The sequence below is a fragment of the Furfurilactobacillus siliginis genome, from assembly GCF_001437435.1.
Taxonomy (GTDB): Bacteria; Bacillota; Bacilli; order Lactobacillales; family Lactobacillaceae; genus Furfurilactobacillus; species Furfurilactobacillus siliginis.
This window is the reverse complement of the sequence record NZ_JQCB01000011.1, coordinates 1861-28717: the sequence shown is the minus strand read 5'-3', so window position 1 is coordinate 28717 and position 26857 is coordinate 1861. Positions and strand designations below refer to the sequence as shown.

At 44.2% G+C, this 26857-nt stretch carries 28 protein-coding genes and 1 other annotated feature; of the genes, 23 read left to right on the top strand and 5 right to left on the bottom strand.

Annotation, left to right across the window (positions count from 1 at the left end):
• Positions 1 to 177: 177 nt before the first annotated feature.
• Positions 178 to 1116: a membrane protein insertase YidC gene (gene yidC / locus IV55_RS07815; RefSeq protein WP_057811026.1), complete on the bottom strand. Its 939-nt coding sequence runs from the start codon at positions 1114 to 1116 to the stop codon at positions 178 to 180.
• 78 nt (positions 1117 to 1194) lie between these two features.
• The gene (locus IV55_RS07810) at positions 1195 to 1473 is read right to left on the bottom strand and encodes an acylphosphatase (RefSeq protein ID WP_057811024.1); all 279 of its coding nucleotides are present in this window, start codon (positions 1471 to 1473) and stop codon (positions 1195 to 1197) included.
• Between the two features lie 109 nt (positions 1474 to 1582).
• On the opposite strand from IV55_RS07810, the gene IV55_RS07805 reads away from it, so the two are divergent.
• The 10 genes from IV55_RS07805 (at position 1583) to IV55_RS07760 (ending at position 11631) form a co-directional block, all read left to right on the top strand.
• Complete coding sequence (locus tag IV55_RS07805) at positions 1583 to 2356, top strand: TrmH family RNA methyltransferase (protein WP_057811022.1); 774 nt, start codon at positions 1583 to 1585, stop codon at positions 2354 to 2356.
• Positions 2357 to 2473: 117 nt separating this feature from the next.
• Positions 2474 to 2980, top strand: a complete 507-nt coding sequence (locus IV55_RS07800) for an HD domain-containing protein (RefSeq protein WP_057811021.1) — start codon at positions 2474 to 2476, stop codon at positions 2978 to 2980.
• Between the two features lie 32 nt (positions 2981 to 3012).
• Positions 3013 to 3357 carry a winged helix-turn-helix transcriptional regulator gene (locus IV55_RS07795; protein ID WP_057811019.1) on the top strand — a complete coding sequence of 115 codons (345 nt, stop codon included), beginning with the start codon at positions 3013 to 3015 and terminating at the stop codon, positions 3355 to 3357.
• A 45-nt stretch (positions 3358 to 3402) separates the two neighbouring features.
• Positions 3403 to 3621, top strand: a binding site (T-box leader).
• Positions 3622 to 3680: 59 nt separating this feature from the next.
• Complete coding sequence (gene pheS / locus IV55_RS07790) at positions 3681 to 4727, top strand: phenylalanine--tRNA ligase subunit alpha (protein WP_057811017.1); 1047 nt, start codon at positions 3681 to 3683, stop codon at positions 4725 to 4727.
• A 9-nt stretch (positions 4728 to 4736) separates the two neighbouring features.
• Positions 4737 to 7148: a phenylalanine--tRNA ligase subunit beta gene (gene pheT / locus IV55_RS07785; protein WP_057811015.1), complete on the top strand. Its 2412-nt coding sequence runs from the start codon at positions 4737 to 4739 to the stop codon at positions 7146 to 7148.
• A gap of 351 nt (positions 7149 to 7499) precedes the next feature.
• Positions 7500 to 8624, top strand: a complete 1125-nt coding sequence (gene mltG, locus IV55_RS07780; protein ID WP_057811013.1) for an endolytic transglycosylase MltG — start codon at positions 7500 to 7502, stop codon at positions 8622 to 8624.
• Between the two features lie 37 nt (positions 8625 to 8661).
• Positions 8662 to 9336: a uridine kinase gene (udk, locus tag IV55_RS07775; protein ID WP_057811011.1), complete on the top strand. Its 675-nt coding sequence runs from the start codon at positions 8662 to 8664 to the stop codon at positions 9334 to 9336.
• A gap of 133 nt (positions 9337 to 9469) precedes the next feature.
• Positions 9470 to 9955, top strand: a complete 486-nt coding sequence (gene greA, locus IV55_RS07770) for a transcription elongation factor GreA (RefSeq protein WP_057811010.1) — start codon at positions 9470 to 9472, stop codon at positions 9953 to 9955.
• Positions 9956 to 10154: 199 nt separating this feature from the next.
• Positions 10155 to 11156 carry a lipid II:glycine glycyltransferase FemX gene (locus tag IV55_RS07765; protein ID WP_057811009.1) on the top strand — a complete coding sequence of 334 codons (1002 nt, stop codon included), beginning with the start codon at positions 10155 to 10157 and terminating at the stop codon, positions 11154 to 11156.
• A gap of 109 nt (positions 11157 to 11265) precedes the next feature.
• A complete protein-coding gene (locus IV55_RS07760; protein ID WP_307725028.1) occupies positions 11266 to 11631 on the top strand; it encodes a HesB/YadR/YfhF family protein in 366 nt (121 codons plus the stop codon).
• A 103-nt stretch (positions 11632 to 11734) separates the two neighbouring features.
• On the opposite strand, the gene IV55_RS07755 is transcribed toward IV55_RS07760, so the two are convergent.
• Positions 11735 to 14353 (bottom strand): YfhO family protein, encoded by a 2619-nt coding sequence (locus IV55_RS07755; RefSeq protein WP_057811007.1) that lies wholly within the window; start codon positions 14351 to 14353, stop codon positions 11735 to 11737.
• Between the two features lie 200 nt (positions 14354 to 14553).
• Between IV55_RS07755 and IV55_RS07750 the strand changes: the two genes are divergently transcribed.
• The 6 genes from IV55_RS07750 to IV55_RS07730 all read left to right on the top strand — a co-directional run bounded on the left by IV55_RS07750 (position 14554) and on the right by IV55_RS07730 (position 18895).
• A complete protein-coding gene (locus IV55_RS07750) occupies positions 14554 to 16614 on the top strand; it encodes a peptidoglycan D,D-transpeptidase FtsI family protein (protein WP_083483980.1) in 2061 nt (686 codons plus the stop codon).
• Between the two features lie 99 nt (positions 16615 to 16713).
• Positions 16714 to 16863, top strand: a complete 150-nt coding sequence (gene rpmG / locus IV55_RS10175; RefSeq protein WP_083483979.1) for a 50S ribosomal protein L33 — start codon at positions 16714 to 16716, stop codon at positions 16861 to 16863.
• A gap of 58 nt (positions 16864 to 16921) precedes the next feature.
• A complete protein-coding gene (locus IV55_RS07745) occupies positions 16922 to 17473 on the top strand; it encodes a 5-formyltetrahydrofolate cyclo-ligase (protein WP_057811005.1) in 552 nt (183 codons plus the stop codon).
• Position 17474: 1 nt separating this feature from the next.
• Positions 17475 to 18164 carry a rhomboid family intramembrane serine protease gene (locus IV55_RS07740; protein ID WP_057811003.1) on the top strand — a complete coding sequence of 230 codons (690 nt, stop codon included), beginning with the start codon at positions 17475 to 17477 and terminating at the stop codon, positions 18162 to 18164.
• A 13-nt stretch (positions 18165 to 18177) separates the two neighbouring features.
• Entirely contained in the window at positions 18178 to 18420 is a 243-nt protein-coding gene (locus tag IV55_RS07735; RefSeq protein WP_057811001.1) for a YqgQ family protein, read from the top strand.
• A 46-nt stretch (positions 18421 to 18466) separates the two neighbouring features.
• A complete protein-coding gene (locus tag IV55_RS07730) occupies positions 18467 to 18895 on the top strand; it encodes a rhodanese-like domain-containing protein (protein WP_146993607.1) in 429 nt (142 codons plus the stop codon).
• Between the two features lie 280 nt (positions 18896 to 19175).
• Here IV55_RS07730 and IV55_RS10170 read toward each other — a convergent pair whose 3' ends face one another.
• A complete protein-coding gene (locus tag IV55_RS10170) occupies positions 19176 to 19352 on the bottom strand; it encodes a DUF3042 family protein (RefSeq protein WP_083483978.1) in 177 nt (58 codons plus the stop codon).
• An 80-nt stretch (positions 19353 to 19432) separates the two neighbouring features.
• On the opposite strand from IV55_RS10170, the gene IV55_RS07725 reads away from it, so the two are divergent.
• The 7 genes from IV55_RS07725 to IV55_RS07695 all read left to right on the top strand — a co-directional run bounded on the left by IV55_RS07725 (position 19433) and on the right by IV55_RS07695 (position 25899).
• The gene (locus IV55_RS07725; RefSeq protein WP_057810999.1) at positions 19433 to 20158 is read left to right on the top strand and encodes a glycerophosphodiester phosphodiesterase family protein; all 726 of its coding nucleotides are present in this window, start codon (positions 19433 to 19435) and stop codon (positions 20156 to 20158) included.
• Positions 20155 to 21081 carry a tRNA (adenosine(37)-N6)-dimethylallyltransferase MiaA gene (miaA, locus tag IV55_RS07720; RefSeq protein ID WP_057810997.1) on the top strand — a complete coding sequence of 309 codons (927 nt, stop codon included), beginning with the start codon at positions 20155 to 20157 and terminating at the stop codon, positions 21079 to 21081. Before IV55_RS07725 ends, miaA begins: the two co-directional genes overlap by 4 nt.
• Before the next feature lie 195 nt (positions 21082 to 21276).
• Positions 21277 to 21639, top strand: a complete 363-nt coding sequence (locus IV55_RS07715) for a MerR family transcriptional regulator (protein ID WP_057810994.1) — start codon at positions 21277 to 21279, stop codon at positions 21637 to 21639.
• A 32-nt stretch (positions 21640 to 21671) separates the two neighbouring features.
• Positions 21672 to 23012: a type I glutamate--ammonia ligase gene (glnA, locus tag IV55_RS07710; RefSeq protein WP_057810993.1), complete on the top strand. Its 1341-nt coding sequence runs from the start codon at positions 21672 to 21674 to the stop codon at positions 23010 to 23012.
• 334 nt (positions 23013 to 23346) lie between these two features.
• On the top strand, positions 23347 to 24306 hold the full coding sequence (locus IV55_RS07705; protein WP_225425832.1) for an exonuclease SbcC: 960 nt from the start codon (positions 23347 to 23349) through the stop codon (positions 24304 to 24306).
• The gene (locus tag IV55_RS07700) at positions 24296 to 25348 is read left to right on the top strand and encodes a hypothetical protein (RefSeq protein WP_057810991.1); all 1053 of its coding nucleotides are present in this window, start codon (positions 24296 to 24298) and stop codon (positions 25346 to 25348) included. The genes IV55_RS07705 and IV55_RS07700 overlap by 11 nt, the downstream gene beginning before the upstream one ends.
• Positions 25349 to 25359: 11 nt before the next feature.
• Positions 25360 to 25899 (top strand): dUTPase, encoded by a 540-nt coding sequence (locus IV55_RS07695; protein ID WP_057810989.1) that lies wholly within the window; start codon positions 25360 to 25362, stop codon positions 25897 to 25899.
• Positions 25900 to 25977: 78 nt separating this feature from the next.
• Here IV55_RS07695 and IV55_RS07690 read toward each other — a convergent pair whose 3' ends face one another.
• Complete coding sequence (locus IV55_RS07690) at positions 25978 to 26673, bottom strand: TetR/AcrR family transcriptional regulator (protein WP_057810988.1); 696 nt, start codon at positions 26671 to 26673, stop codon at positions 25978 to 25980.
• Positions 26674 to 26857 lie beyond the last annotated feature (184 nt).

Genomic DNA, 26857 nt, shown 5'->3' with positions numbered 1-26857 from the left:
GGAAGTCGTGAGCAAGACCTAGAACTGCCGTACGGGTTGGGTTTCAACCCGGTAGGTGGTTCGTAGTCTGCACAGCGACTTGACTTTTGTCCCACGTTTTCACTATTTAAGTTCATAAATCAAAAAAAGGGTTCGCGACAAAATTAATTTTTGTCGCGAACCCTTTTTGTAAGCTTTTTAGTCTTTATGATGTTGTTGTTTACCAGCATTACGTTTGTGGTTGTCATCAGTGGTTGGTGCAGCAGATGACGGTGTTGCAGGTTTTAAATCTTCAGGGGTAACTGTTGTGGCAGCAACTGGCTTTGGCGCTGGCCGGTTGGCTGCTTGTTCCTTCAATTCGGCAGCAACTTGCTTCCGAATCCGTGGCCGGTACCAGGCGATGATTAATGTCTGGATGCAGGCGAATAATCCGCCGACAAAGAAGTACAGACCCAATGCAGCGGGTGTTGAGAAGGTAACGAACAGAATCATTACTGGACTCATGATCATCATGGAGCGCATTTGCTTCTTTTGATCTTCTGGTAGGCCAAGCAGTGACAGGTAACCTTGCAACAGGTAGGCAGCAAATGAAAGGATGGCCAAAAGTAATTTTGGTTGGTCCAAACGAATGCCGTAGAAAGTTGCATTAACCAATTCTGGTGCGTAACGAATGGCCGCATACAACGCTGCGAAGATTGGTAGTTGAATAACTAATGGTAAACAACCAATCCCACCGGTCATTGAAATACCGTTATCGCGATACAACTGCATCATTTCTTGGCTGATGGTGTTTTTTTCTTCAGTCGTTTGCGCTGCTTTTTGTCGTGCTTGAATGTCTTGCATTTGTGGACGAATCATCGACATTTTTTCTTGTTGAACCGTTGCTTGTCTTGACTGACGTACCATCAATGGTAGCAGAACTAAACGAACGACAACCGTTAGTAGGATGATGGCCCAGCCGTAACTTCCACCAAGCATTTTTGCAGCCCATTCCATGAAGTGCACCATGGGTTGGCCAAGGTAGGTCCAAATGTAGCCAACGGGTTTACCGTGACTGTTGGTGCGGACACAACCACTTAAAAACAAGGCGAGGGTGCCGAGCGCCGTGAGCGCTGCGACACGATTAAATTTTTTCATGATGATCAAATGATCCTTTCACATTAGCTTAGTAACTTGCTAAGAATACTAGATAACGCCCTGAATTTCAATGCTTAGTCAGGAAATGTCAAACGTTTTCAAGCTTGGTTGTACTTGTGCCTCATGAATTTCGAGTTCGGTGACGTGTGACCAGCTATTGGGTGACTGGCGAACTTGTTTTATAAAAGTGGTAACAATTGTCGAATCACCTTGTGCAAAAATCGACACTGTTTTATCAGTATTGTTGTGCACAGTGCCCACTAAGTGTTGCCGCACGGCCAACTGGTAGACAGCATACCGAAAGCCGACACCTTGAACGCGCCCATGGGCGATTAAAGAGACCGCAGTTTGTGACATAAAATGGATTCCTCCAAACTCTAAAGATGATAAAACGGCGTTAATCACAGTAATGCTACCATGAATGTTAAGGGACTATGCTATAATTTGACGTCAGTGAGGTATTAAAATGGAAAAAATTGTTTCGCTTCAAAATAACCGGGTCAAGACCTGGAAAAAGTTAGCAACCAAAAAAGGCCGTGAACAGGCTGGCACTTATTTGCTAGATGGTTGGCATTTAGTTAAGGAGGCCGCTGCAGCTAATGTTGAATTAGTGACGGTCATGGGCACACACAGTGCGTGGCAAACCTACGCCAACGAGTTACCTGCTGGATTAAACGCCATTGAGATTAGTGATGACGTGGCTAAGGCCATTGGTGACACCGTGACACCACAGGGAATTTTTGCAGAAGTGGCGTTACCTAAAGCCAGTCAACAATTACCAGAGGTTGTGACAGGTGCATGGTTATTCTTAGACGCTGTGCAAGATCCTGGTAACATCGGGACGATTGTTCGTGCGGCGGATGCTGCCGGTTTTACTGGCGTGGTCTTTGGTCAAGGAACAGCGGACCAATTTGCGCCCAAGGTTGTGCGCGCCATGCAAGGTAGTCAATTTCATGTCCAACTTGTTACGGAAGATCTGTATGCGGCTTTGCGTTACTTCAAACGCTCAGGCTTGGAAGTTTACGGCACGCAATTGGATCCAACAGCGAAGAACTTCAGAGATGTTACACCAGCTGAAAGCTTTGGCCTGATTATGGGTAACGAAGGCAATGGCATGGCAAAAGGCCTCGGCGAATTAACAGCCGCTAACTTGTACATTCCTATCCTAGGCCAAGCTGAGTCTCTGAATGTGGCCGTGGCTGCAGGTGTACTCATGTTTCAGTTGAAACAAGGTAAGTAGTTTGTTGCATAAGTGAAATTTTCTGAGTGCTGGGACTATGAAAAAGTAAGCGAACCTGCTACAATACCTTTCAGATTCATTGATGACCTTAACGTCTTTAAATAAAGGAAGCATTGAATGAAATTAAATGAATGGCAAACAGATTCAGAGTACGTTGCGTTGGTGAGTGATTTATTAGCACGCCCAGAAGTACAGCACTTGGCTGACTTTACGCAGCATCATAACAACACCCGGCTGGATCACAGCCTAAGTGTTTCGTTTGATAGCTATAAGATTGCCAAGCGGCGTGGCTGGAATTATCAAGCTGTCGCCCGGGCAGGCTTACTCCACGATTTGTTTTACTATGATTGGCGGACCACAAAGTTTGATCTTGGTACGCATGCCTTTATTCACCCCCGGGTGTCGTTACGTAACGCCGAAAAGTTAACAGAGCTTTCAGATATGGAAAAAGATATTATCTTAAAGCATATGTTTGGTTTGACGATGGCGTTGCCAAAGTATAAGGAAAGTTTGCTGGTATCCATGGTGGATGACTACGAAGCAGTTCACGAATACTCTGGTCATGTGCACACCAAGTGGCATGCGTTTGTTCAACGAATGAAGACCGCTAATTCAACACTATAATGTTTACTTTATGTTAGAAAGGAGGCTGTTTTATGTCAGAAGCAGTTAGTTCTCTACCTGATTTCAAATTGTGTCCTAAGTTTGAAAACACCTTTACCATTTTAGGGAAAAAATGGAATGGCTTGATCATCGAAACGCTGCTTTCACAGGGAGCAGTTCGGTTTAAGGATCTAGCCACGGCGATCGATAAGTGTTCTGACCGGATGTTGGTTGAACGCTTAAAGGAACTGGAAGAAGCCGACATTGTCAGTCGGACGACGCATGCTGACTCAGCCTTGATTGAATATCAATTAACGGACAAGGGCCGCGACATGCAAGACATGATGGATACGATTCATGCCTGGTCCGATAAATGGACTGCCTTAGAAGAATGCTAGTTTAGTTTGACGTGTGCACACTGGTGGCATAAGATAGTGTGGACAGTAAATGCGAAGACAAAAAAGAGTAGTGTCGCCGTTAATACAGGAAGCAGGGGCTTGATTGAGAACCTTGCCAGGCAACATGAATTCACTTTTAGAGCAGAGACTTGGGCGCTAGGGCAACCTAGCAAAAAAGTTTCCGGATTCCGCCGTTATCGGACTTGAGTGGTGATTAGGCGACTAGTCACAATGAGGGTGGTACCGCGGAATTCCGTCCCTTTTCTAACAGTTTGTTAGAAAAGGGATTTTTTTGTGTCGTAAAACAATCAGGAGGAAGACAGATGAGTTTAAAAGATCGGCTGCAGGAATTACATGATCACGGCTTGGCTGACATCAAAGACAGTGAAAGCTTAGAGCGAATCAACGAAATTCGTGTGCAATTATTAGGGAAAAAGGGACCGATCACGGAGGCCTTACGTGGTTTACGTGATTTGTCTGCTGAAGAACGTCCACAGGTTGGTAGTTTTGCGAACCAGATTCGTGATGACCTGACCGCTGCGATTGAAGCACGAAAGGCTGCATTAGAACAAGCTGCCTTGAATGCGCAATTAGATGCTGAAAAAGTGGATGTGACCTTACCAGGCACCCCTGTCAATCAAGGACAGCCACACGTGATTCAGCGGATTATCGACCAGTTGGAAGACATGTTTTTAGGAATGGGTTACCAAGTCGTTGATGGTCCTGAAGTCGAAGATGACCATCATAACTTTGAAATGATGAACCTACCTAAGAATCATCCAGCTCGTGATATGCAAGATACGTTCTACATTACGCCAGAAATTCTGATGCGGACGCATACCAGTCCTAACCAAGCACGTGCCATGGAAGCACATGACTTTAGTAAGGGACCATTGAAGATGATCAGCCCCGGTCGTGTTTATCGGCGTGATACTGATGATGCAACGCACAGTCACCAGTTCCACCAGGTTGAAGGATTAGTTATCGATAAGCATGTGACGATGGCCGATTTAAAGGGCACACTTGAAATGGTCGCTGCTAATTTATTTGGTGACGAATTCGACGTTCGTTTGCGTCCTAGTTACTTCCCATTCACAGAACCATCTGTTGAAGCGGACATTACATGTTTCAACTGTATGGGTAAAGGGTGTTCTGTCTGCAAAAACACCGGCTGGATCGAAGTGCTCGGTGCTGGGATGGTACATCCAAACGTCTTGACGATGGCCGGCGTTGATCCTGCCGAATACGGCGGTTTTGCCTTTGGGCTTGGACCAGACCGGTTTGCCATGCTGAAATACGGCGTGGATGACATCCGGAACTTCTATTTAAATGACACACGTTTCTTAACACAATTCTACAAACGGGGGTAAACGACAGCGATGAAAGTATCAACAGATTGGTTAAAGGAATACCTCACCCTGGATGTGGACCCACAAGCATTGGGTGAAAAGATTGAGCGGACAGCGGTCGAAGTGGACCGTGTTTATAAGATGAGTGATGGGATGAGTAAGCTTGTGGTTGGTGAAACGTTAAGCGTTGAACCACATCCAGATTCAGATCATTTACATGTGTGTCAGGTCAACGTCGGTGAAGAAGAACCATTACAGATTGTCTGTGGTGCGCCTAACGTTGCGACGGGGCAAAAGGTGATTGTGGCCTTGCCAGGTGCTTGGATCGGTGGACACAACAAGATTAAAAAAGGGAAGATGCGCGGCATCGTTTCTAATGGGATGCTATGTGCTTTAGAAGAAATCGGCTTCGATGCCAAGATTGCACCTGGTGATTATGAAGATGGTATTTACATTTTGCCAGCTGACAGTAAGCCTGGTGAATCTGTTTTCCCAATCTTAGGGATGGACGATGACATCATCGAAACTGATTTGACACCTAACCGAGGCGACATGAATTCCATGAATGGAACAGCCTGGGAAATTGGTGCTATTTACGGTCAGACACCAAAGATGCCTGAATTTACGTTAACTGAAGCTGGTAATCGCCAAGTAACCGACTTGGTGACTGTCTCTGCTGATGCAGCGTTAGCACCAACCTACAAGATGCGCGTGGTTAGTGGTGTTAAAGTACAAGCTAGTCCATTGTGGCTGCAGAAGCGGTTGTGGGAAGCTGGGATGCGTCCGATTAATAATATTGTCGACGTTACTAACTACATCATGTTGACTTATGGTCAGCCATTACATGCATTTGATTACGATAAACTGGCAGGTAAAAATGTTCAGGTTCGGTTGGCAACTGCTGGCGAAAAAATAACGACCTTGGATGGCACTGAACGTGAATTACGTGCCGATGATATGGTGATTGCCGATGACAAACATGCCATTGCCTTAGCTGGTACGATGGGTGGTTTAGATACCGAAATCGATGAGCACACCACCACTATTGCCATTGAAAGTGCAATTTTTGAACCAATTCATATCCGTAAAACGGCGCGGTTCTTCAATCTTCATTCAGAAGCCTCAATGCGCTTTGAACGCGGAATCAATAAAGACGATAACCAAAATGCGTTGGATCATGCGGCTGCCTTAATGGCTGAACTGGGTAATGGAGCTGTCGAACACGGTACTGTAGTTGGTAGTGACACGCAGGTTGCACCAGCAGAAGTCAAAGTTACCTTGACGCGGATCAACCATGTACTGGGGACTAGCTTAACGGCAGCTGAAGTGCAGACGATTTTTGATCATTTAAACTTCCCAACTGTTAACGATGGTGAAACATTTACCGTGACGGTTCCTGCACGTCGCTGGGATATTCACATTGAAGCTGACTTGTTTGAAGAAGTTGCGCGTTTATTTGGATATGACAACATTCCATCAACGCTACCTTATGGCACGATGACACCTGGATCACTGACCGAAAAGCAACGTGTTATTCGTGATGCACGCCATTTATTGGAAGGTGCTGGTTTGAATCAAGCCATTAGTTATGCCTTGACGACAACTGAAAAAGCCAGTCAGTTTATGTTGCGCGACAGCGAACCAACATTGCTTGATTTCCCAATGAGTACGGATCACACCACGACCCGCATGAATTTAATCAGTGGTTTGTTGGATGATGTTGCCTATAACGTGGCTCGTAAGCAAGCTAATGTGGCCTTGTATGAACAAGGCCGGGTCTTCTATCGTGACGGTGATGAAATTCGTCCAGTTGAAGTGGAACACATTGCCGGCGTTTTGACTGGCTCTGTTCAAGATAAAACTTGGAACACACCTGCTAAGCCAGTTGATTTCTTTGCTATCAAAGGAATCGTCAACTTGTTCCTACATGATATGGGACTGAGCGAAACGATCCGCTATGAAGCAACCAGTGAGCGTCAAGAAATGCACCCTGGCCGGACCGCTGATATTTATGTCGGTGACCAGTTAGTCGGGTTTGTTGGACAAGTTCATCCGGCGATTGCTGCAGATTATAAGGTACCTGAAACATATGTATTTGAATTGAACCTGCAGGCGTTGATCGACGCACCTCATGATGAGCAACAGTACGAACCAATTTCAAAGTTCCCAGCTGTAACGCGGGATATTGCGATTTTAGTCGATGACACAGTGACAGATGCCGATATTCTAGCAGCAATTCATAAACGAGGTGGGGCGCACTTAGCTTCTGTCACCTTGTTCGATGTTTATGAAGGGACGCACTTGCCAGCTGGTAAGAAATCAATGGCCTACACGTTGACATATCAAGATGCCACGGCAACGTTGGTGGAAGATGATGTGGCGAAGGCCTTTGCGAAAGTTGAAAAAGAACTGCAAACAACTTTCAATGCAGAAATTCGTTAAGCTTATTTTCTTCCTCCAGTGAATTTAATAATGATGTTGAAAACGTCGGTAGCTTTGCCCTGTGCTGTAAAGGACAAAGCTACCGACGTTTTTTTGAAATGACGCGAAAAATGTTGAGGGGTCTGTGCGGCAATGTGACTTTGGTGGATCAGAAGGGTCCTAAAAAGACGCTACTTATTTATTTTTAGTGATTCTTATAGTTTCGTGATGAGACACTGACCTAGTGGGGATGCTCCACTGAAAAAAGGCACTTTAATGTGTCAAAACCATGTCATTACTTACTGAAAGATGGTGTTGGGACGCCTTTTTCGCTACAATGTAAAAGATGATTTTTGAAGGGAGATTCAAAATATGCAGCGCAGTACGCGTCGCCGCCAACGCTCACATACTGGCCGGAATTGGATGATCGGCATTTTTGTCGCCATCGTGGTCGTTATTATCGGAGTTGTTGTAGGGCGTAACTTAAGTTATAAAAACAGTTTAAAAGCTGTCGATCCAGATAGTCATAAAAAAGTTCAGATTGAAGTTCAACAAGGGGCAACCGCTGACCAAGTTGCTGGAGAATTACAAAAGGCTGGCGCCATTAAAGACGCTGGTAACTTCACTAAGTACATTTCAGACAACAACTTAGCTGATTTTAAAGCCGGTTACTTTGTGGTTGGCAAGAATATGACTGCTAAGCAAGTGGCCACGAAATTGAACGGCGTTGGTTCTGATACACCGTTGCTGACGACTTCTAAGAATGCATTGCTGATTCGTGAAGGTGAATCGATTGATCAAATCGGAACCTCATTGGCAAAGCACTCCAAGTATACTAAGGCTGAATTCTTGGCTTTGATGAAAGATACAAGCTTTGTATCACAATTAGCCAAGCAATATCCTGAACTATTGAATTCAAGTATGTCATCCACAGGTGTTCGTTATCATTTGGAAGGCTACTTGTTCCCGGCTGTTTATGACACGAAGAAACCTAAGTCTTTGAAGGCCTTGGTTGAACAAATGGTCGTTGCAACCAATCAGCGTGTACAGCCATATTTAGCACAATTCCAAGAAGAAAACTTGACGGTTCAACAGGCGATGACATTGGCTTCATTGGCACAAAAAGAAGCGAATACACCTGCTGATATGGCCAAGGTTGCCGGTGTGTTCTTTAACCGTGACAAGGCAAATATGCCAATGCAATCGGATGTTTCAGTTCAGTATGCATTGCAGCAGCATAAGCCAAACCTGTCACTTGATGACCTAAAGGTTGACTCTCCTTATAACTTGTATGCAAACACGGGTTACGGTCCTGGACCATTTAATAATCCTGGTTTAGCAGCCATCAAGGCGGTTGCACAACCAACTGATGAATCTGAAGGTTACCTCTACTTTGTGGCTAACATGAAGACAGGAAAAATTCACTATTCCAAGACGTTGGATGAACAAAATGCATACACCGCTAAGTACCAAGACGATAACAGTAAGCAAAAGTAACGTCTTAACTTTAAAACCTTGAGGAGACTAGTGCGCAATGACAGAACAAAAGAAACGTCCAATTGTAATTGGTGTCACCGGTGGTTCCGGAAGTGGTAAAACAACGGTTAGTCAAGCCATTTACAACCAGTTGCAAGGACATTCGTTGCTGATTTTACAGCAGGATTCTTATTACAATGATCAAGCTGAAATGACGATGGCAGAACGTCAGGCGGTCAACTACGATCATCCATTAGCGTTTGACTATGATTTGTTGATCGAGCAATTGACTGATTTAATTAACTACAAGGCCATTGATAAACCTGTTTATGACTATAAGGCCTCAACTCGTAGTCAGGAAACAGAACGTCAAGAACCTCGTGATGTCATCATCTTAGAAGGGATTCTGATTCTAGACGATCCTCGCTTGCGTGATTTAATGGACATCAAAGTGTATGTTGATACGGATGATGACATTCGGATCATTCGCCGAATCGTGCGCGACATCAATGAACGTGGACGGACACTAGATAGTGTCATTGAGCAATATTTAGCGACTGCAAAGCCAATGTATCATCAGTTTGTGGAACCAACGAAGCGTTATGCTGACTTGATTGTTCCCGAAGGTGGCGAAAATAGTGTGGCAATTGACTTATTGTCCACTAAGGTCCGCGATATTCTTGCTAAAGATGGCAAGGATGACTTGTTTAAACAAGGACATCAAGGTAACTAAAGTATCTGAAAAGGCGTTTGGGCACAATGAAATTTGTGGCCGAACGCCTTTTTGTTTGCGGAAGTCGTTTACAAGGTTAGTGGTCAATGGTAATCTTGTGACTGTTGAAATTAGTAAAAGGAGTTACATTAAAATGGCTGAAGAAAAAACTTACCCCATGACTGCAGAGGGGCAAACAAAATTAGAAGAAGAATTAGAAACCTTAAAAATGGTTACGCGTCCGCAAATTATTGAACGAATTAAAATTGCGCGGAGCTTTGGCGATTTATCAGAAAACTCAGAATATGAGTCTGCAAAGGATGAACAATCAAACATCGAAAACCGTATTTCACTGGTTGAAACGATGTTGCACAATGCGGAAATTATCGATAGCAATGCCGTTGCTGCTGATGAAGTTTCGTTAGGGAAGTCCGTTACGTTTAAAGAACTACCAGATGAAGAACCAGAAACTTATACCATCGTGGGTGCTGCTGAAGCCGATCCGCTGACTGGTAAGATTTCAAATGATTCACCAATTGCCCAAAGCCTGATTGGACACAAGGTCGGCGATGAAGTTGACATTAAGATTCCTGCCGGCAGCATGAAAGTTGCTGTCGTTTCAGTGGACGCCGCTGAATAGTCAAACGTTAAGTGCAGGTTTTCGAAATTTGAATTTGTAAACTAAAATAGTCGGAGAGTGGGACATAAGTCATTTTGTCCCACTCTCCGACTTTTGATTTGTTTAAAAAGTGGTGCCATGATTGTTGTCGTTTAGGAAGTAAGGTACACTAAATTGGTGATTAACCTGTAAAGAACAGGAACTGAAAGGATCAGTAAAAATGCCCGTTATTAATGAACAAGATTCTGCGTCAATGGATCGTTATGTCGACTTTGTCAGAAATGCACCTTATACATCAGTTACGCAAGACCCCGGTTGGGGTGCCATCAAGAATAACTGGGAGCCGTTGCATGTGACGGTTGAAAGAGATGGAGAAATTGTCGCCGCAATGTCGATTTTGATGATTGCAAATGAAGACGGTAAAAAACTTGCTTATTGTTCAAAAGGCCCTGTTTGTGATCCGACTGACGTTGATTTGATTGATGCACTGGTTGCTGAAGCAGAACCTGCTTTACGTGAAAACAACGTGTATGTTTTACGAATGGATCCAGAAACGATTTATTCAGAGGACTTATCACAAAAATTCACGGATCACGGTTATCAAGTCCGTAATCGTAACGTTGGGATGCACGATACGATTCAGCCACGTTTTAACATGGTGATGGACCTGGCTGGTAAGTCATTAGATGACGTATTGATGACGTTTAGACCCAATACGCGGCATGACGTCCGGCATTCAATTAAGCCTGAATTAACCGTTGATGCTGGTAATGATATGGATGAAATGGATCGTTTCTACGCGTTGTATGAAGAAATGAGTCATCGACAAGGAATTACGTATCGGCCTCGCGATTACTTCGACCGGATGGTCAGTGCCTTTGCTGGTACTGACATTTTACGGATCTTCATTGCCAAGTCCGAAACACAAGACTTGGCAGGTGCGTTGGCTTTCAAGTATGGGGATAAGTTGTGGTACATGTACGGTGGAAGTATTAACGCTGAACCAAAACTATTAGCACCATACCGATTGCAATGGGAAATGATCAACGAAGCTGTCGGTGCTAAGAAAGACCGTTATGACTTAGGCGGTGTCTTTGCATTAGACAAGAGTGACGGCTTATGGCTGTTTAAACATGGCTATGTACGTGATGCCACCGAATACCTTGGTGAAATTGACAAGGTTTATGACGCTGAGGCGTATGCTAAATTCACGCAACAATAATCCTTGTGAACCGCGTCACAGTAGGAATTAACGCAGGTAAATCGTTTGCTTTCCTAGATGAATGTGCTAAAGTTGCTTTATGAAAACGAATTCATAAGCCGGAGGCACAATGATGAAAATTACGGTTACAGATAAGGCCAGTCAGTGGTTTCGTGACGAAGTTGGTGTGGAAGCAGGCGGCGGTGTTAAGTTTTATGGCAAGGTGTATGGTAATTCACCGGTGCACGATGGCTTTTCATTAGCAATGGTGCCTGATAAAGAGCCAGATCGTCCTGTTGGTCAGGTAGAAAAAGATGGCGTCGATTACTTTGTGAACTATGGTGATGCATGGTTTTTCGCTGGCTATGATTTGATTATAGATTTTAATGAAGAATTGGATGAACCACGTTACGAATACGTTAACCAAGAAACTGGCGCCATCGCCGGCGGCAAGGATGATGTAGACGGCACTAGTGGTGCATCCCAGCACGCATAGTTTACGCGTACTAAAATTTTAAATACAGACAAAGAAAACGCCGGCAATTCAGCTTATGTTATGTAAGCTGAATTGCCGGCGTTTTCTGTTTCTAAAATCTTACTTAGCGCTGATGACGTTGCCAAAAGGCGATTATGGCGGTTAAGACGATTGAACCAAGTGAGATGATAATGCCGAGCCATAATTTCGGCGTGTGATAGCTGAATGACACTCGATGGGCGCCTGGTTTTAGCGACACAGCGATAAATTCATCGGCCACTGTGTGCAGCCTAGCCGGTTGACCGTCCACCATGGCTTGCCAGCCGGGTTGTGCAGGAATTGTGGTCATCAACACAGGCTGCTGTCTAGTCGCTGTTATATGGCCAGTGAGGTGGGTCTGACCATAATCTGTGATATTAAGTGGGTGTTGCTGTAGTTTTTGAATACCGCTGTTAAATGTAGCTTGTGGCATTTTATACAACGTGACATTTTGTAGCCATAAAGCTGATTTCTTTAATTTAAAGGTAATCGTTTGTGGCTGATCTTTTTGTTGATTGGTGAGGTTTACCAAAACTGTATTTCTAAATGTCGGATACTGTGTCAACGGTTGGCCATTCAATAAGATCGTGACATTGTCTTTTTGCATATTGGCCCCTAATGACAGGTAATAAGCGTCGTCCGTGGGTGGGGTGAAACGAAGGCTCATCGATGCAGGTTTGTTTTTACGTTGACGCGTTAACGTGGAACCGGTGATATTGGTGATCTGATTCGTGTTGTTCATGGTCACACCAGAGAAATTGACAGCAGAGAATAAACGTTGACCTGCTGGTTGACCTAATAGACCATTCCACAATTGATTTTGATTACTCATTGGGTCGCGGATTAATTCCTTAACGGCTAGAGTTGAGGAAGCTGCCATGAAGCCCATCCCCAATGCATTATCGTTATGGTGCGTCGTCGTTTGCGGGAGCACCTTGGCCGCTGGGTAATTTGTCAAATCCGGTTTGCGCGTCAGTACCGGTAAGTATTTTGCCTGCGACTTATGACCAACTGTCGCAATGTTGTTGACGTTCCAAAAGTATTTCATATTCAAAAACGCGTCCATGAATTGTGTACCGTTGGCATAGGTGATAAAACCGTCGCCATCAGGATTGCCTGTCAGATCATAGAAGCCGGTGGTTTTACGTTCCAGGGTTGATCCAAAATGAGAAGCACCAAAGTAATCACCTTGTAGTGGATCGCCTTTGGTTCGTTGAAAGGTCGTGCCGATCCGATAGAAACCGTGATCATGTTGTTTCGTTTCGTTGCTAGCGCGTTTTAAAACATTGGTGTAGATTTGAAAATCGGCCTGCGGAACGTAACTAATCTTATTGAGTGACAAAACTGCATTGGTTCCTAAGTCTGCGATGGTAAGTAGCAGCAGTAGTGGTAATCGCCAAGCGTCTAACTGCCGAATTGGTGCACATAACAATAAGGCACCTAACATAAAGCCAACCCCAGTTAAGAGCTGTCCGAGGGTTAGGAAATTAACGCTGTGCATTGTGAAACCAAGATAGATGGCAATGCCAGCAGTGATGGCCGTGGTAACGCCAATTGTCCAAAAGGAAAGGGTATCTGATTGCCAGCCAATCGCAGCCAGCCAAATAAACCAGAAACATAAAACAAATGAGAATCGATAGGGATACCAAATTGGAAATTGTCCAGCGTGCCACAGTAAATTTAATGGGGTAAAGCAAACAGAAAGTAGCAAGAATAATGTGATCAGTGTTGCCGCAGTTTTAACGGGCCATTTGATGGTGCGGTTCATGAAAAACGCGACGACAAGTAATAAAACAAGAGTGCCAATAAAAATATTTGGTTGCCCCTTTGGCATTTGTGCAAAGTTAAAGCTACCGGGGAACAGTTTGCCAAGCATTTTTGCCGGCATGTAATCAAAGCGCCAGTTGATTTTGGTTAGTGTATAGGTGGCTTTACTGAGTTGCAAAGCGGTATAGGTAGGCACAAGGATGACCGCGGCGACACCGGCAGCTAGGATTGATCCCATGCCGATATGAAAGCCCGCCCAGGCAATTTGCTTAGCTGACTGCCAGTGCCAAGCCAAGCTGAAACAGGTGTACAAAACGATGAAGAGACATACCATGTAACCCATGTAGTAGTTGATGATTAACGTGGCGCTTAGCCAACTAACATAAGGTAACCAACGCTTTTCTTGAATCAATAATTCAAGGCCATAAATAACCAAGGGCAGCGTGATTAAAACATCTAGCCACATGAGATTCAACTGGTTAGCAATCACCCAGCCGTTTAACGCGTAAGCAGTTGCTAAGATGGGGAGGCGCCAGCCGTTTTGTAAATGTAACCGACGAAGCACCCAAGCAAAACTGAGTCCTGCACAGCCATATTTGAGTACTGTGATGATTAAGACAGCGACACTTAAACTACCTTTGCCAAAGGGAAGCAGTAATAAGTTGAACGGGCTCATTAAGTAGTACGCCCATAGGCTTGTCGTTTCACCGCCGAGGCCCTTGCCAAAACTATAGAAGAAACTACCTGGATGATGCAGCACGGTGTCTCTAAAGAACGCAAAAAAATCGATGTATTGTTGTCCCATGTCGACGGTCAGTAATGAACTGTTGCCAAAGGGCGCCATGTGCCGGCTTGCAAAGTAACCAGTCATGAACACAACAGGAATAAGAAAGCTAATAATGAGTGGCCAGTGACGTTGCCAAAGTTTTTTTATCATGTAGCGTGAATAAATCCTTTCTCTCAAAAAAGCGTAAAGTTTGGACTCGTGCCTTTAGCTTTTGCGCGACTTCATTTACAATGATAGTCGATACTTTTCGTCCGGCAAAGACCTTTACAACTTTTAAATGGTTATTTAAGGTAACTTTTGGACGAATTGAAACAGACGATAGTAAGCGTAGATAAGGTGGTTACAAGCCAGTGTTTAATAAGTTCATTTCGCGTCGACGGGCGCAGGGTCAACATGATGACCAAACAACCAGGATTCCGATACGGTTGAATGTTTTGTTAGTCATTACATTCATATTGCTGGCAGCCTTGGCGGCTCAAATGGCCTACTTGCAGATTAAAAACGGCGCGACATTTAAAGCAGAAGTGAATCGAACAGATAATACGATTGAGACTAACAATGTGCAGCGAGGCATGATCTATGATGCAAGCGGTAAAGTGTTGGTTGGTAACGAGTCTCATCAAGCAATCAGTTACACGAAGGGGATTAACGTTACATCTGCTAGTATGTTCAAAGTTGCTAACAAGCTTAGCCAGTATTTAACGGTTCCAACTGATGCGTTAACGGATCGGCAAACGGCTATTTATTACTTAGCAAATGAAAAGCATGCGGCGGTAATCACAGCAAAAATTCCTAAGGCACAGGCGTTGAGTGCGACTGCATTACAAGATGCAACTCAAGATTACGTTGTTAAACACATGCCAAGCTTAACGGATCAAGAAAAACAGGCCGCGGCCATTTTTACAAAGATGAATGGGGCCTATGCATTATCAACGACCTACATTAAAGAACGTGACGTGACGCCAACGGAAGTTTCTGAAATTGGTGAACACATGGCTGATATGCCTGGTGTGAAGACGGCCACCAGTTGGTCACGGTCATACCCAACGGGGAATTCTGTTAAGAGTTTTGTCGGCACGGTTACTAGCGAGAAGCAAGGCCTGCCAGCAGATGAAGTGAACTCCTTACTTTCACAAGGTTACTCACGCAATGATTCAGTGGGTTCCAGTTATATCGAAAAAGCGTATGAACCAATTCTGCGTGGGACTAAATCACGGACGTCTGTGGAAGTCAGCAGTGGTAATAAGATTACCAAGCAAGTGGAAGAATACGCAGGTAAAAAAGGCTCTAACTTGGTTTTGACGGTTAATTCTAAATTCCAAGATGCTGTTCAAGAAGTTATTGATAAGCAGCTTCCTGGTGGTACCTGTCAAGGTGCTTATGCAGTGGTTATGAATCCTAGTACGGGTGCTGTTTTAGCATTGGCTGGAGATTCGCGGAACCCGAACTCCGGTAAAGTGACTACCGATGCGCTGGGTGCCATTAATCAACCAATCGTTATGGGGTCGGTTGTTAAGCCAGCAATGTTAACCGGTGGGTTCCAAAGCGGTAAATTGACACCTGACAACAACACCTTAGTTGACCAACCAATCGTCTTGACTGGGACTTCTAAGATTACGACTGATTGGAACCAAAATAGTGCCATTCCAATGAACGCGGCCATGGCCTTGGAAACATCTTCTAACTCCTATGCTGTGCAAGTCGCATTGAAGATGGCTGATTTCAAATACAGTCCTGGTGCGTCCATCAATGGGCTGCCGGACAACATGTTCCAAATGTTACGGAACAACTTTAGCCAGTATGGCTTAGGTGTAAAAACAGGGATCGATTTGCCAGGGGAATCAGCTGGTCTAAAAGGACTCTCCAGCCGTGCGCACATTGGCTCGGCACTACCGGAGGCCTTTGGTAACTATGATGCTTACACGACGTTGCAGCTTGGTCAGTACGTTTCTACGTTAGCTAACGGTGGTTACCGGATGAAGCCATATCTCGTGCAACAAGTGCGTGGTACGGGTAAAAATGGTGGCTTAGGTGCAGTTGAGTATCAAGCAACACCACAGGCTTTGAATTATGTGGATGCTAGTCCAGAAGCAAAGGCCATTGTTAAGCAAGGTATGTGGCAAGTGGTTAATGGTTCTTCCGCCCATAGAACTGGTGCTGATGTTTTACAGAAACTGAAGCCGGGGATTGTGGCAAAAACAGGAACTGCCGAAACATTTGTTAACGGACAACAGACTGTTACCTCAAGTATCATTTCATACGCACCCAGTGATCATCCACAGATTGCAGTGGCAGTAGCGGTTCCAGGGCTGCCACAGACGGATGCATCATACCTGGTCAACCAGACGATTGCTTCCGAAATCTACAAGCTTTATTGGAAAGATATTGCTGATTCTGACGGAATCAAGTAGGTGATTCACAGAAAGTACTGGTCAGTTGGCCAAAATAATGATAGAATTGTTCGAGTTGAGGCGACTTCGCCAATTTACAAGTAGAGTGGAGGGTTAAAGATGCGCGTACACATTACCTTAGAATGCACCGAATGCGGTCGGCAAACTTACTTGTCATCAAAGAATCGGCGCAACAATCCTGATCGGGTTGAATTGAACAAGTACTGCCCTCACGATCGCAAAGTTACTTTGCACCGTGAAACCAAGTAATGACTGATTAGTGTCTGGATAATCCAGGCGCTTTTTTGTTTTCAGGAGGAAATTAGTCATGCAAACAAAAAGCAATATTCGCAAACAAGTTCTGCAAGGCTTGCAGAACTTACCTAAAACAGAAAAACAAGACCAAAGCCAGTACTTAATCGATGCCTTAGTGGCCAGCAGTTGGTGGCAAAAGGCGAGGACGATTGGCTTAACGATGAGTACCGAAATTGAATTGGATACGAAGCCCTTGATTGCACAAGCACTAGCGGCTGGGAAGACGGTGACGGTTCCACGAACGTTGCCTCAGCGTCAGATGGCTTTTGTCGCACTAGGTGCAGGCGTTAGTTTTGAAACCACTAAATTTGGAGTGGCTGAGCCAGTAGGTGGAACCGTCATTCCCGCAAGTAAACACGATTTAATAATCGTGCCCGGCGTTGCCTTTGCTGATAATGGTGCGCGAGTTGGTTTTGGCGCTGGCTACTATGATCGTTATTTGAATGACTATGCTGGTACTACGGTGAGCCTAGCACTTCGGCCACAACGTTTTAGCGAACCGGATTGGGTCGTTGACACATTTGATGTGAAGATTCAGCACATTATTTCGTTACAGGAGGACTAACATGCAAGGCTTACGCAAATGGTTACGTGAGACGCCGGTGACTAGTGGCCTGATTATCATTAATGTGGCAGTTTTTGTTTGGATGCTAATTGCATTTGGACTGACTGGAACAAGCATGTCTAGCACCTTTTCTGCGCAAGCGCTGTTTTCGGCTGGTGCCCGTTATACACCAGCAATTGTAGACGGTCAGTGGTGGCGATTAGTGGCGCCGATGTTCATTCACATGAGCTTTTTTCACATTGGGATGAACATGGTGGTGCTCTATTTCTTAGGTAATCAGATTGAGGCATTATTTGGTCACATCAGAACGCTGCTGATTTATTTGGTGAGTGGTGTGACGGGGAACATTTGGAGTGCTGTCTTTTTGCCGAAACAATTATCGGCTGGTGCCAGTACCGCAATTTTTGGCTTGTTTGGTGCGTTTATCATGTTAGGATTGGTATATCGCACCAATCCGTATGTGCGGCAGATGGCCCGGCAGTTTATTATTCTAGTTGTTTTAAACCTCGTGTTGGATGTGTTTGCCGCGGGTATTGACCTTTGGGGACATGTCGGCGGACTGCTTGGCGGTTTTGCAATTGCACTACTATTGGGAATGCCAAAGCAACGGGGCAGCTTTGCCTGGTATTGGCGGGCACTTGGTGGTCTTTGCCTACTAGGAACCGTGAGCTTATTAGGATTAATTTATTGATGGAGGCTACGTCATGGATCCGTTAAATCCACAGTTATTAAGAACCTTGTATGATGTGCAACAAATATTGAAGCGCTTTGGTATCTATGTTTACGTGGGCAAACGTATCTGGGACATTGAAGTTATGGCTTTAGAATTAGATCATTTGCATGAGATGGAAGCCATCGATAAGCAAACGTGGCTCCATGCAAAAGTTGTCCTAAATCATGAGCATCGAATTGAAGAAGAAAAGGCAGAAAACACGTCTGAAGGGTAGGCAGTTTACCGTCGAATGTGTACAATATGACTATTGTTATAAATAGATGGAGGAATTTGCCGTGTTAGTAGCGATGTCGCTTGCAGAAATTATTTTTGATGTACTTGGGGTTGGAGTCGTATTGGCCTGGATTGGCTGGCGCATTTCAATTGTTGTTCGTCGTAATCAGGTTGCGACCATGCTAGACCAAGATGCATTTCAAGAAGGCATGCGTAAAGCCCAGATTGTGGACGTGCGTGAAAAGAAAGAATTTGATGCAGGTCACATTTTAGGTGCGCGGAATATTCCCTATTCAACGTTCAGTCAACGCTACAACGAAATTCGCGAAGACTTACCGGTTTATATGTATGATGAAGGTAAAACGTTAAGCACACGGGCAGTATTGCGGTTAGCTAAGAACGGCTACAAGCAATTGTTCATCTTGTCTGATGGCTACGGTCGTTGGGAAGGCAAGACGAAGCGGAGTAAATACTAGGTCTTAGACAGATATTGACGAACCAGCAGTCAGAAATCAGTCTCAATATTGTTCGATTAGATAAGGCGGGTTTTGCCGAACTAATGGTGCGATGTCGTAGCTGGTTTGTGGTTGCTGGTTTTTATTTTATAAGGACGAGTTAAATCAATTACTGCTGTGGTGAGGTATAAGTCCAAGCGGTAGGGTCGTCTGCACGGCGACTTGATGTTTAGATAGTTGTTTCAGCCCAAAAAAGACTGACGCAAAATTACTTTGCGCCAGTCTGATGATGGATTTAGAATTAGTTGATATGAGCGGAACGAGATTTACGAACAGCTTTACGACGATTGTCATCAAAGCGTTGTTCCTCTTCTTCGATTGGTGAAACAACTGTTTTATGGAATGAAACCAGCCCTGCCAAAACAGCACCAACTGTTGTTAACGTCCCAATTAAAAAGCCCTTAGTAAATTTTTTCATAACCAAACCTCCGCAATTTTATTTACACGTTTATTATGTCTGTTTTTAACGCCAGCGTCCAGTGAAAGGGATATCTTAAAGTGAAGACTGCAATAATTGCTCACCGTGGATTAACATCATCTGCACCAGCTAATACGATGGCTGCGTTTGCTGCCGCGATGGCTGTTGGCGTTGATGGTATTGAAACTGATGTACAACAATCAGCTGACGGGCAATTAGTGTTAATGCATGATGAGCGCGTGGACAAGCTGACAACGGGACGTGGTTTGTTAAAGCAGTATTCATTAGCTGATTTGAGGCGGCTGAGTTTTGTTGGTTATCCAGGTTGTCAGATCCCGACACTATCAGAATTGCTGACTTTTTTAACGGTCCGGCATTTTACCGGATTACTTAATTTAGAACTGAAAACGCAACACGTGCGGTATCCACACATTGAAGCACATTTAGCGGCTTTGATTAATGGTCAAAAGTGGCCTTTTAAAATTGTGGTTTCTAGTTTTTCGGCAACCGCTTTACGACGGTTTAAAAAATTGGCACCGACAATCGACACTGCATTACTATTTCGCTGTCAGTCATTGCAAGGTCGCTGGCTAGTTCATCAAGGTATTATTAACGCGTATCATCCAAAATGGTGGTGGTCAAAGCGCCGTCACCATCAGGGAAACGTTGATTGGCGTGTGTGGACAGTAAATACAAAAGTGCGCTTAGAACGCTGTTTTGAGCAGGAGGTTGCTGCCGTAATTACCGATCAAACAGTCTTAGCACAACAAATTCGATCGCAGATTCAAGGAGAAACACGGATATGAGTGAAAAAAAACAAGTGCTGCTAATCGTGGGTCCAACCGCAGTCGGCAAAACAAGTCTGTCATTGGAATTGGCACATCAATTTCACGGTGAAATTATTTCTGGTGATTCTATGCAAGTCTACCGTGGATTAGATATTGGTACCGCAAAAGTAACAGCGGCGGAACGCGGCGATGTGCCACATTTCTTGATTGATGAACGTGCTGTTACAGATGGATTTACAGTGGCTGATTTTGTTGATCGCGCTGCCCAACTAATCAACGAAATTACTGAGCGTGGTCATTTGCCAATCATTGTGGGTGGTACGGGATTTTATCTACAGGCCTTGTTACAAGGGATGCATTTAGGCACGCCGGCTGATCAAGTTGTAAGAGATCGCTGGGAAGCACTGGCAAAGCAACATGGTAATGAGTGGTTATGGTCGCAACTTAAAAGTCGTGATGAAGAGGCCGCCAGTCATATTCCTGCAGGTAACGTGCGGCGCGTGATTCGTGCGCTGGAGGTATTTGACGCCACTGGGCATTCGATTGAAACGCAGACGGATGTGCCTGACCGTTATGATGCACTGGTTATTGGTCTTAACACCGATCGGACCGTATTGTATGACCGTATCAACCAACGCGTTGACCAGATGATGGCCAGCGGGTTACTTGATGAAGTGCGCTGGTTATACAATCAGGGAGGTGACCACCTGCAGGCCGGTCGCGGTATTGGGTATAAAGAATTATTCGGTGTCATTACCAGTAACGAGTCCGAGCCAGATGCAGTAGCAAAGTTAAAACAAAATTCACGTCACTACGCGAAACGACAATTAACCTGGTTTCGGCACCAAATGCCGGTAACCTGGTTTGATTTAGTTCAAGCACCAGCGACTAAAACGAATATTGATCAATTAGTTGAGCGTTGGTGGAAGTGTACAAAGTAAAGATGATGTTAGTTGGTTATAATTAATTAGATATGTAATGCGATGAGTTTGGGACATAAGTGGTTATGTTCCCAGGCTTTTTTAGTTTGCGACACTTTTAACTTACATGTAAGAACTTCTGACATGAATCGTTGACACGAATTGGTATAGGTGAGATGATGCACTCATGAAATACAGGTTGTTAGGGAGGAAGCCGTGTCAGAAAAACAATTACGCCGTTCGCTAGCTGTTTTGCCGATGAGTACGGTGATTGCCTTGACGGACTTGACTGCTCGTCAGATTCGCTACTATGAAACACAAGAACTGGTCCACCCAAAACGAAACGATGGTAATCGTCGTCGGTATTCGTTGAATGATGTGGATCGCCTGTTAGAAATCAAGGATGGCCTAGCCAGTGGCATGGACTTTGCGACGATGCGCAAGTTAACTGCTAAGAAAGAAGCAGTAGCCGAGAAAAAGAAAGTCTCAGATACGCATGCGCGTCGAGTATTGGAAGCTGAAATGCAACAACTAGCTGGGATGCGTCCAGCACACCCCAGTTTACGGCAACACTTGTAAGATAACTTTAGGAATGAAAGGAAATCATAGTCATGGCAAAGAAGACATACACGCAAGACGAAATTCGGAGTTTAGTAAAATCAGAACACGTTGAGTTTTTACGATTAATGTTTACGGATCTGATGGGTTCAATTAAAAATGTTGAGGTCCCAACAAGTCAATTAGACAAGCTTCTAGATAATAAGCTGATGTTCGATGGTTCGTCGATCGATGGCTTTGTCCGTATTGAAGAAAGTGACATGTATCTGATTCCTGACCTATCCACCTGGATGGTGTTCCCTTGGGGAAGTGAACATGGCCGTGTTGCCCGCTTGATTTGTGAAGTCTACACAGCAGATGGCAAACCATTTACTGGAGACCCACGGAATAATTTGATTCGCTTGATGGGTGAAATGAAAGAGGCTGGCTTTACTTCCTTTAATATCGGACCTGAACCAGAATTCTTCCTGTTTAAGATGGACGAAAATGGTGATCCAACTTTGAAATTAAATGATAAGGGTAGTTATTTTGATTTGGCACCGATGGATCTTGGCGAAAATTGTCGTCGTGATATCGTTCTTGAAATGGAAAAGATGGGCTTTGAAGTTGAGGCTGCCCATCATGAAGTTGCACCAGGCCAACATGAAATCGACTTTAAGTATGCGGATGCCTTAGAAGCAGCGGATAACATTCAAACGTTCAAGCTGGTTGTGAAGACGATTGCACGTCAATACGGTCTGTTTGCAACGTTCATGCCAAAGCCGCTCGAAGGAATCAATGGTTCGGGGATGCATTTGAACATGTCCCTTTCAACGGCTGAGGGCAATGCCTTTTATGATCCGAAAGGTGAATTAGAGTTAAGCGAAACAGCTTATCATTTCTTGGGTGGCTTACTGTCCCATGCCCGCTCATTTACGGCAATCGTGAACCCATTGGTCAATTCGTATAAGCGCTTAGTTCCTGGATTTGAGGCGCCAGTTTACGTTGCTTGGTCAGGATCGAACCGGTCACCATTGGTACGGGTACCAAATGCACGCGGTAATTCGACACGACTGGAGATTCGCTCCGTGGACCCTGCTGCAAACCCATATCTTGCGATTGCAGCGGTACTAGAAGCTGGTTTAGATGGTATTCGTAACAAAATTACACCTGAAGATTCCGTTGATCGTAACATTTACGTGATGGATGAAGGCGAACGTGAAGAAAACCACATCAGCAATCTACCAGATAATTTGCATAACGCAACAAAGGCGTTGCAAGCGGACCCTGTGATGAAAGCAGCGTTAGGTGATCATTTATATCAAAGTTTTGTGGAAGCAAAACGTTTGGAATGGGCATCATACCGTCAGTCCGTAACAAAATGGGAACGAGATCAATACCTGGAACAATATTAGAACAGAGCGAGAGCCGACCCTGGGCTGAATTCGAGCAATTGCAGGGACGGCGGTAGTGGGCGTTCTTGGCCCACGAACGGCGGTCAGGCAATGCACAGAATTCAAGGGTTGGCGAACGCGTTTTTACTATATATCATCAAAAGCAGCACTCAACAGATGCAGACAAACGCATCTAGTGAGCGCTGCTTTTTTGATTTGGAGAAAAACTCAAACTTTATATCTGTCAGACTCTTATCATTTTTTTAAGAATTACCCTCGACTGTCCATGCAGATTGTTGATGTAAGGGCTTTAGTGTACGATGGAATTATTAAAACAAATAAGGGGTAAAACGGTATGGACAAGTCACAAACAGATGCAACAAAGCAGCGCACTGTACAGCCGGAATTATCAGGTAAGCTGAAACAAAAGATGCGTTACTTGGATGAAATTACGAGTGCGATTAATAAATTTGATGATCGGCGAGTTTATGAACTCGTGGATCCACAAGAATATGCAACGTTGGTACGGGGAAATAAGCAGACTGAATCAACGCATTTAGCAGATTTAGTACAGGATGTACACCCTGATTTAAGCCATTATTTGAGCACGGAATTGATCAAATATTTACGGGCGACTTATTCATTCTTTTTCTTTGAAGAAACAAAACTTGGCGATTTCGATATTTTCTTTGGGAATTGGTGGGACCGGCGTTTGTTTGGTCGCTTGGATGTCCTAAACGCAAAGCTTGTTTTTGACGGGGAAGAATATGACAAGCTGACGCAATCCTTTGCTTTAGAAGCAGAAGGTAAAAACTATAATTCCGATCGCATTAAAGAAATTGCCCATCAAAGCCAGGAACTACAAAGCTTGGTGGAAAATCAAGATGAACGCGATCAGGAAAAAGAAACCTTACGTGGGCAACTTAAAGAGGTTGGCGAATCACGGAATCTATTTAATGGTGGTCATGCTAAATCTGAACGGCAGACGATTTTGGACCAACTGACCAAATTGGCCGACGAGGATGATAAGGCGAATAACGCTTACAAGGGGATGAAGGCTAACGAAGATGAATCGTTGGTTCTCTCCAAGGAAGACACTATTTTGAGTTATGAAAAGCAAGCCATTCGTAAGGTTTTTGGCAGTTTTGAGAACTTTAAAACGCACAATGAAAACTTGTATGTGGATTACCTCAACAGCTTAATCAGCAAGGGTATTGAAGACGGTACACTTAGCCCTGATGAAGCACGTCCAGCTAAAAGTAAGACGACCGATGAGGATGATAAAAAAGACGAGGTGATCGAAGATGACAAGTGAAAACAACCACTCTGAAGCAACGTCCGCAATGAGCCAAGCAAGTGAATCAAACAGTCAGGCTAGTGTAAGCGCAAGCGATGTTCAAAAACAGGTAGCTGCAGAAAGTACAAGCGCAGCGCCACAAGAAAAGCCGTTAACGCCGAGCGAACGTTTCCGTATTTATAACGACAATATTAAAGACGGTTTGCGTAACGGCATTCAATTCACCAAACACTTAGATCAGTTGACTGAAACAAATGATACTGATGACTTGTTGGCTGCAGCAACGAAGTTATTTGACTTCACCATGAACACAGACTTTGTTAATTTCCCACATCAATACAGTGCTGCTGATTATTACCTGTTGTTCATGGGGCGCTTACTAGAGCTTCATGCACAAAGTGGTGTTGTTTTGCAAAGCGCTAGCGATCACGAGGAGTTAAGCATGCACTTTGCTGCATTGGGTGCACAGCCTACCTTTAAATTTGTACTGGTTGGTGGGACCAATGGTGGGGCATTCTTTACAGACAAATCATCTGGTCTGCACTTGTTCTACTTGAACTTGGAACATAAGCAATTACGTTTTAACAGCAAAGCGTTCACTGATTTATTTGCTGTTTCATTGATAAGTGAAACGGTAGCTGACCGTATGAAGGCAATCAATAGCTTGATTACATTTGGAAAGGATCTTGAAAAAGATTATCATTTCTCCGTTGATTATAATCTGTTGGCAGTCGAAAATAATGTACGCTACCCAACACGGCATGCGATTCTGCCTGCTGGCACTGTTGATAAGCTATTCGTGGCGTCTGCTGATAGTAATTACATGTTGCAAAATGCACCAGAAGGACACGGTGCCATCATTGAGTTGGATGACGGTTTAACGTTTGGTGTCGCGCAAACTGGTACTGAAACGGCGCCTCAATGGGTCTTAACAACTGAAGATAGTGACGGTAAGATTTCCTTGATGCAAGTGCTGTTACAGTACGATTTCATTCGCGAATGGTACTTGGCTAATCGCAGTGATCTTGAAATTCAATCCGATCCATTAATCTTCGCCTAAAGGAGTTCGTGATGCTTGATTTAGCTATGTTATTACGTGAATCAATCGATTTTGATCAGCAAGTGCACACTGCAAAAGGTTTGCGGTGGAGTCGGGAACAAAGCTTGTGGAATGCTTACATGGCTTTAGATGTTGAGCTTGCTGAAGTTGCGAACACAAGTGAATGGTTCAAAGTGTGGAAGGAACATCGCGGTAAGCATAATCCCGGACAAACGCCGCACGAGACGCTTTTGGAGGAATATGTTGATGCATTAGATTTCTTCTTGCTGATTTTCCATAAACAGCAGTGGACACATCTAACGGTTTTGACACCTGAAGAACTCGATCAGCTAAAGCAGGGTCCAGCCCTAGATCTGACCAAAACATACCTTGGTATTAAGAGTATGGTCCTCAGCAGTTTGAAAGAACATCGGCAAGGCGACTTTGGTCATGCTTGGCATCTGTTCTTAACGCTGGGGTTGCGCGGCTTTGACTTTACCCAAGATGAGATTCAAAATGCCTATCAGGCAAAACGTGAAGTGAATTTGCATCGGCAGGAAAATGATTACTAAATAGTGATGACAGCAAAATGAAAGACCCAAGGACAAAATCACTTTTGTCTTGGGTCTTTCATTTTATTAGTTATTGATCTAAAGTCGGCGAGCAGTCTGCCAGCTGGTCGTTTGTGGTTGACCAGCAAACTCTGGTTCAGTGTGGAAGAAGTTTGTGAATGTGACTCGATCCTGACCATCTGTTTGAACGAGTGCAATCATCTTTTTAACGGAACTCGTCATGTAGTGTGGGGTATAGATCATACCTTCAGATAACCAGTTCTTAATTAAACCGACATAAGCTGAAACGACAAAGGCAATCTGAATGTTGACTGGCACGCTAATATCCATGAAGACGGGATTGAGCAGATTATGAAATTCTTCCAGCAGGTGTGTCAGCCGTTCGTTCAATTGATGCTCAAATAATCCGTTTTCTTGTGTGTTCAGCAGAACGGAGAACATTTGGGCTTCACTTTCAATGTAGCTAAAGGCTGTGTTGAGCGACAGGATATCAACATCTTTACCATCTAGAAAACTGTATTCTGCAGGTAACATTGTGGTGCCATCAATGATAACAGCATCAAAAAAGTCATCGAGAATCTCTGTCATGGCACGCGAAATAAAATCACGTTTGTCTTTATAGTGTAAATAGAATGTGCCTCGAGTAATGTGCGCAGTTTCAGTGATCTTTTGAACACTGATATTTTCGATTTTATATTGTTGCATCAGACTGATGAGGGCAGTCTTCAGACTTGACCGCGTTTTGATCACACGAGGGTCTAAATGTTTGGTCATGTTAGTCCCTCCAAGCTGTATGGATTTATTAGACAGCTTAATGATAATCGTTTACGAAACCCATTATATAAGAAATGAAAGCGCTTCGTCAACCGAACAGATAAGGTTTATTGTACGAATTTGTAACCGCATACATAAGCAGTTAAAAAGAGAGTGGGATAAAAGTCGGGAAGTCGTGAGCAAT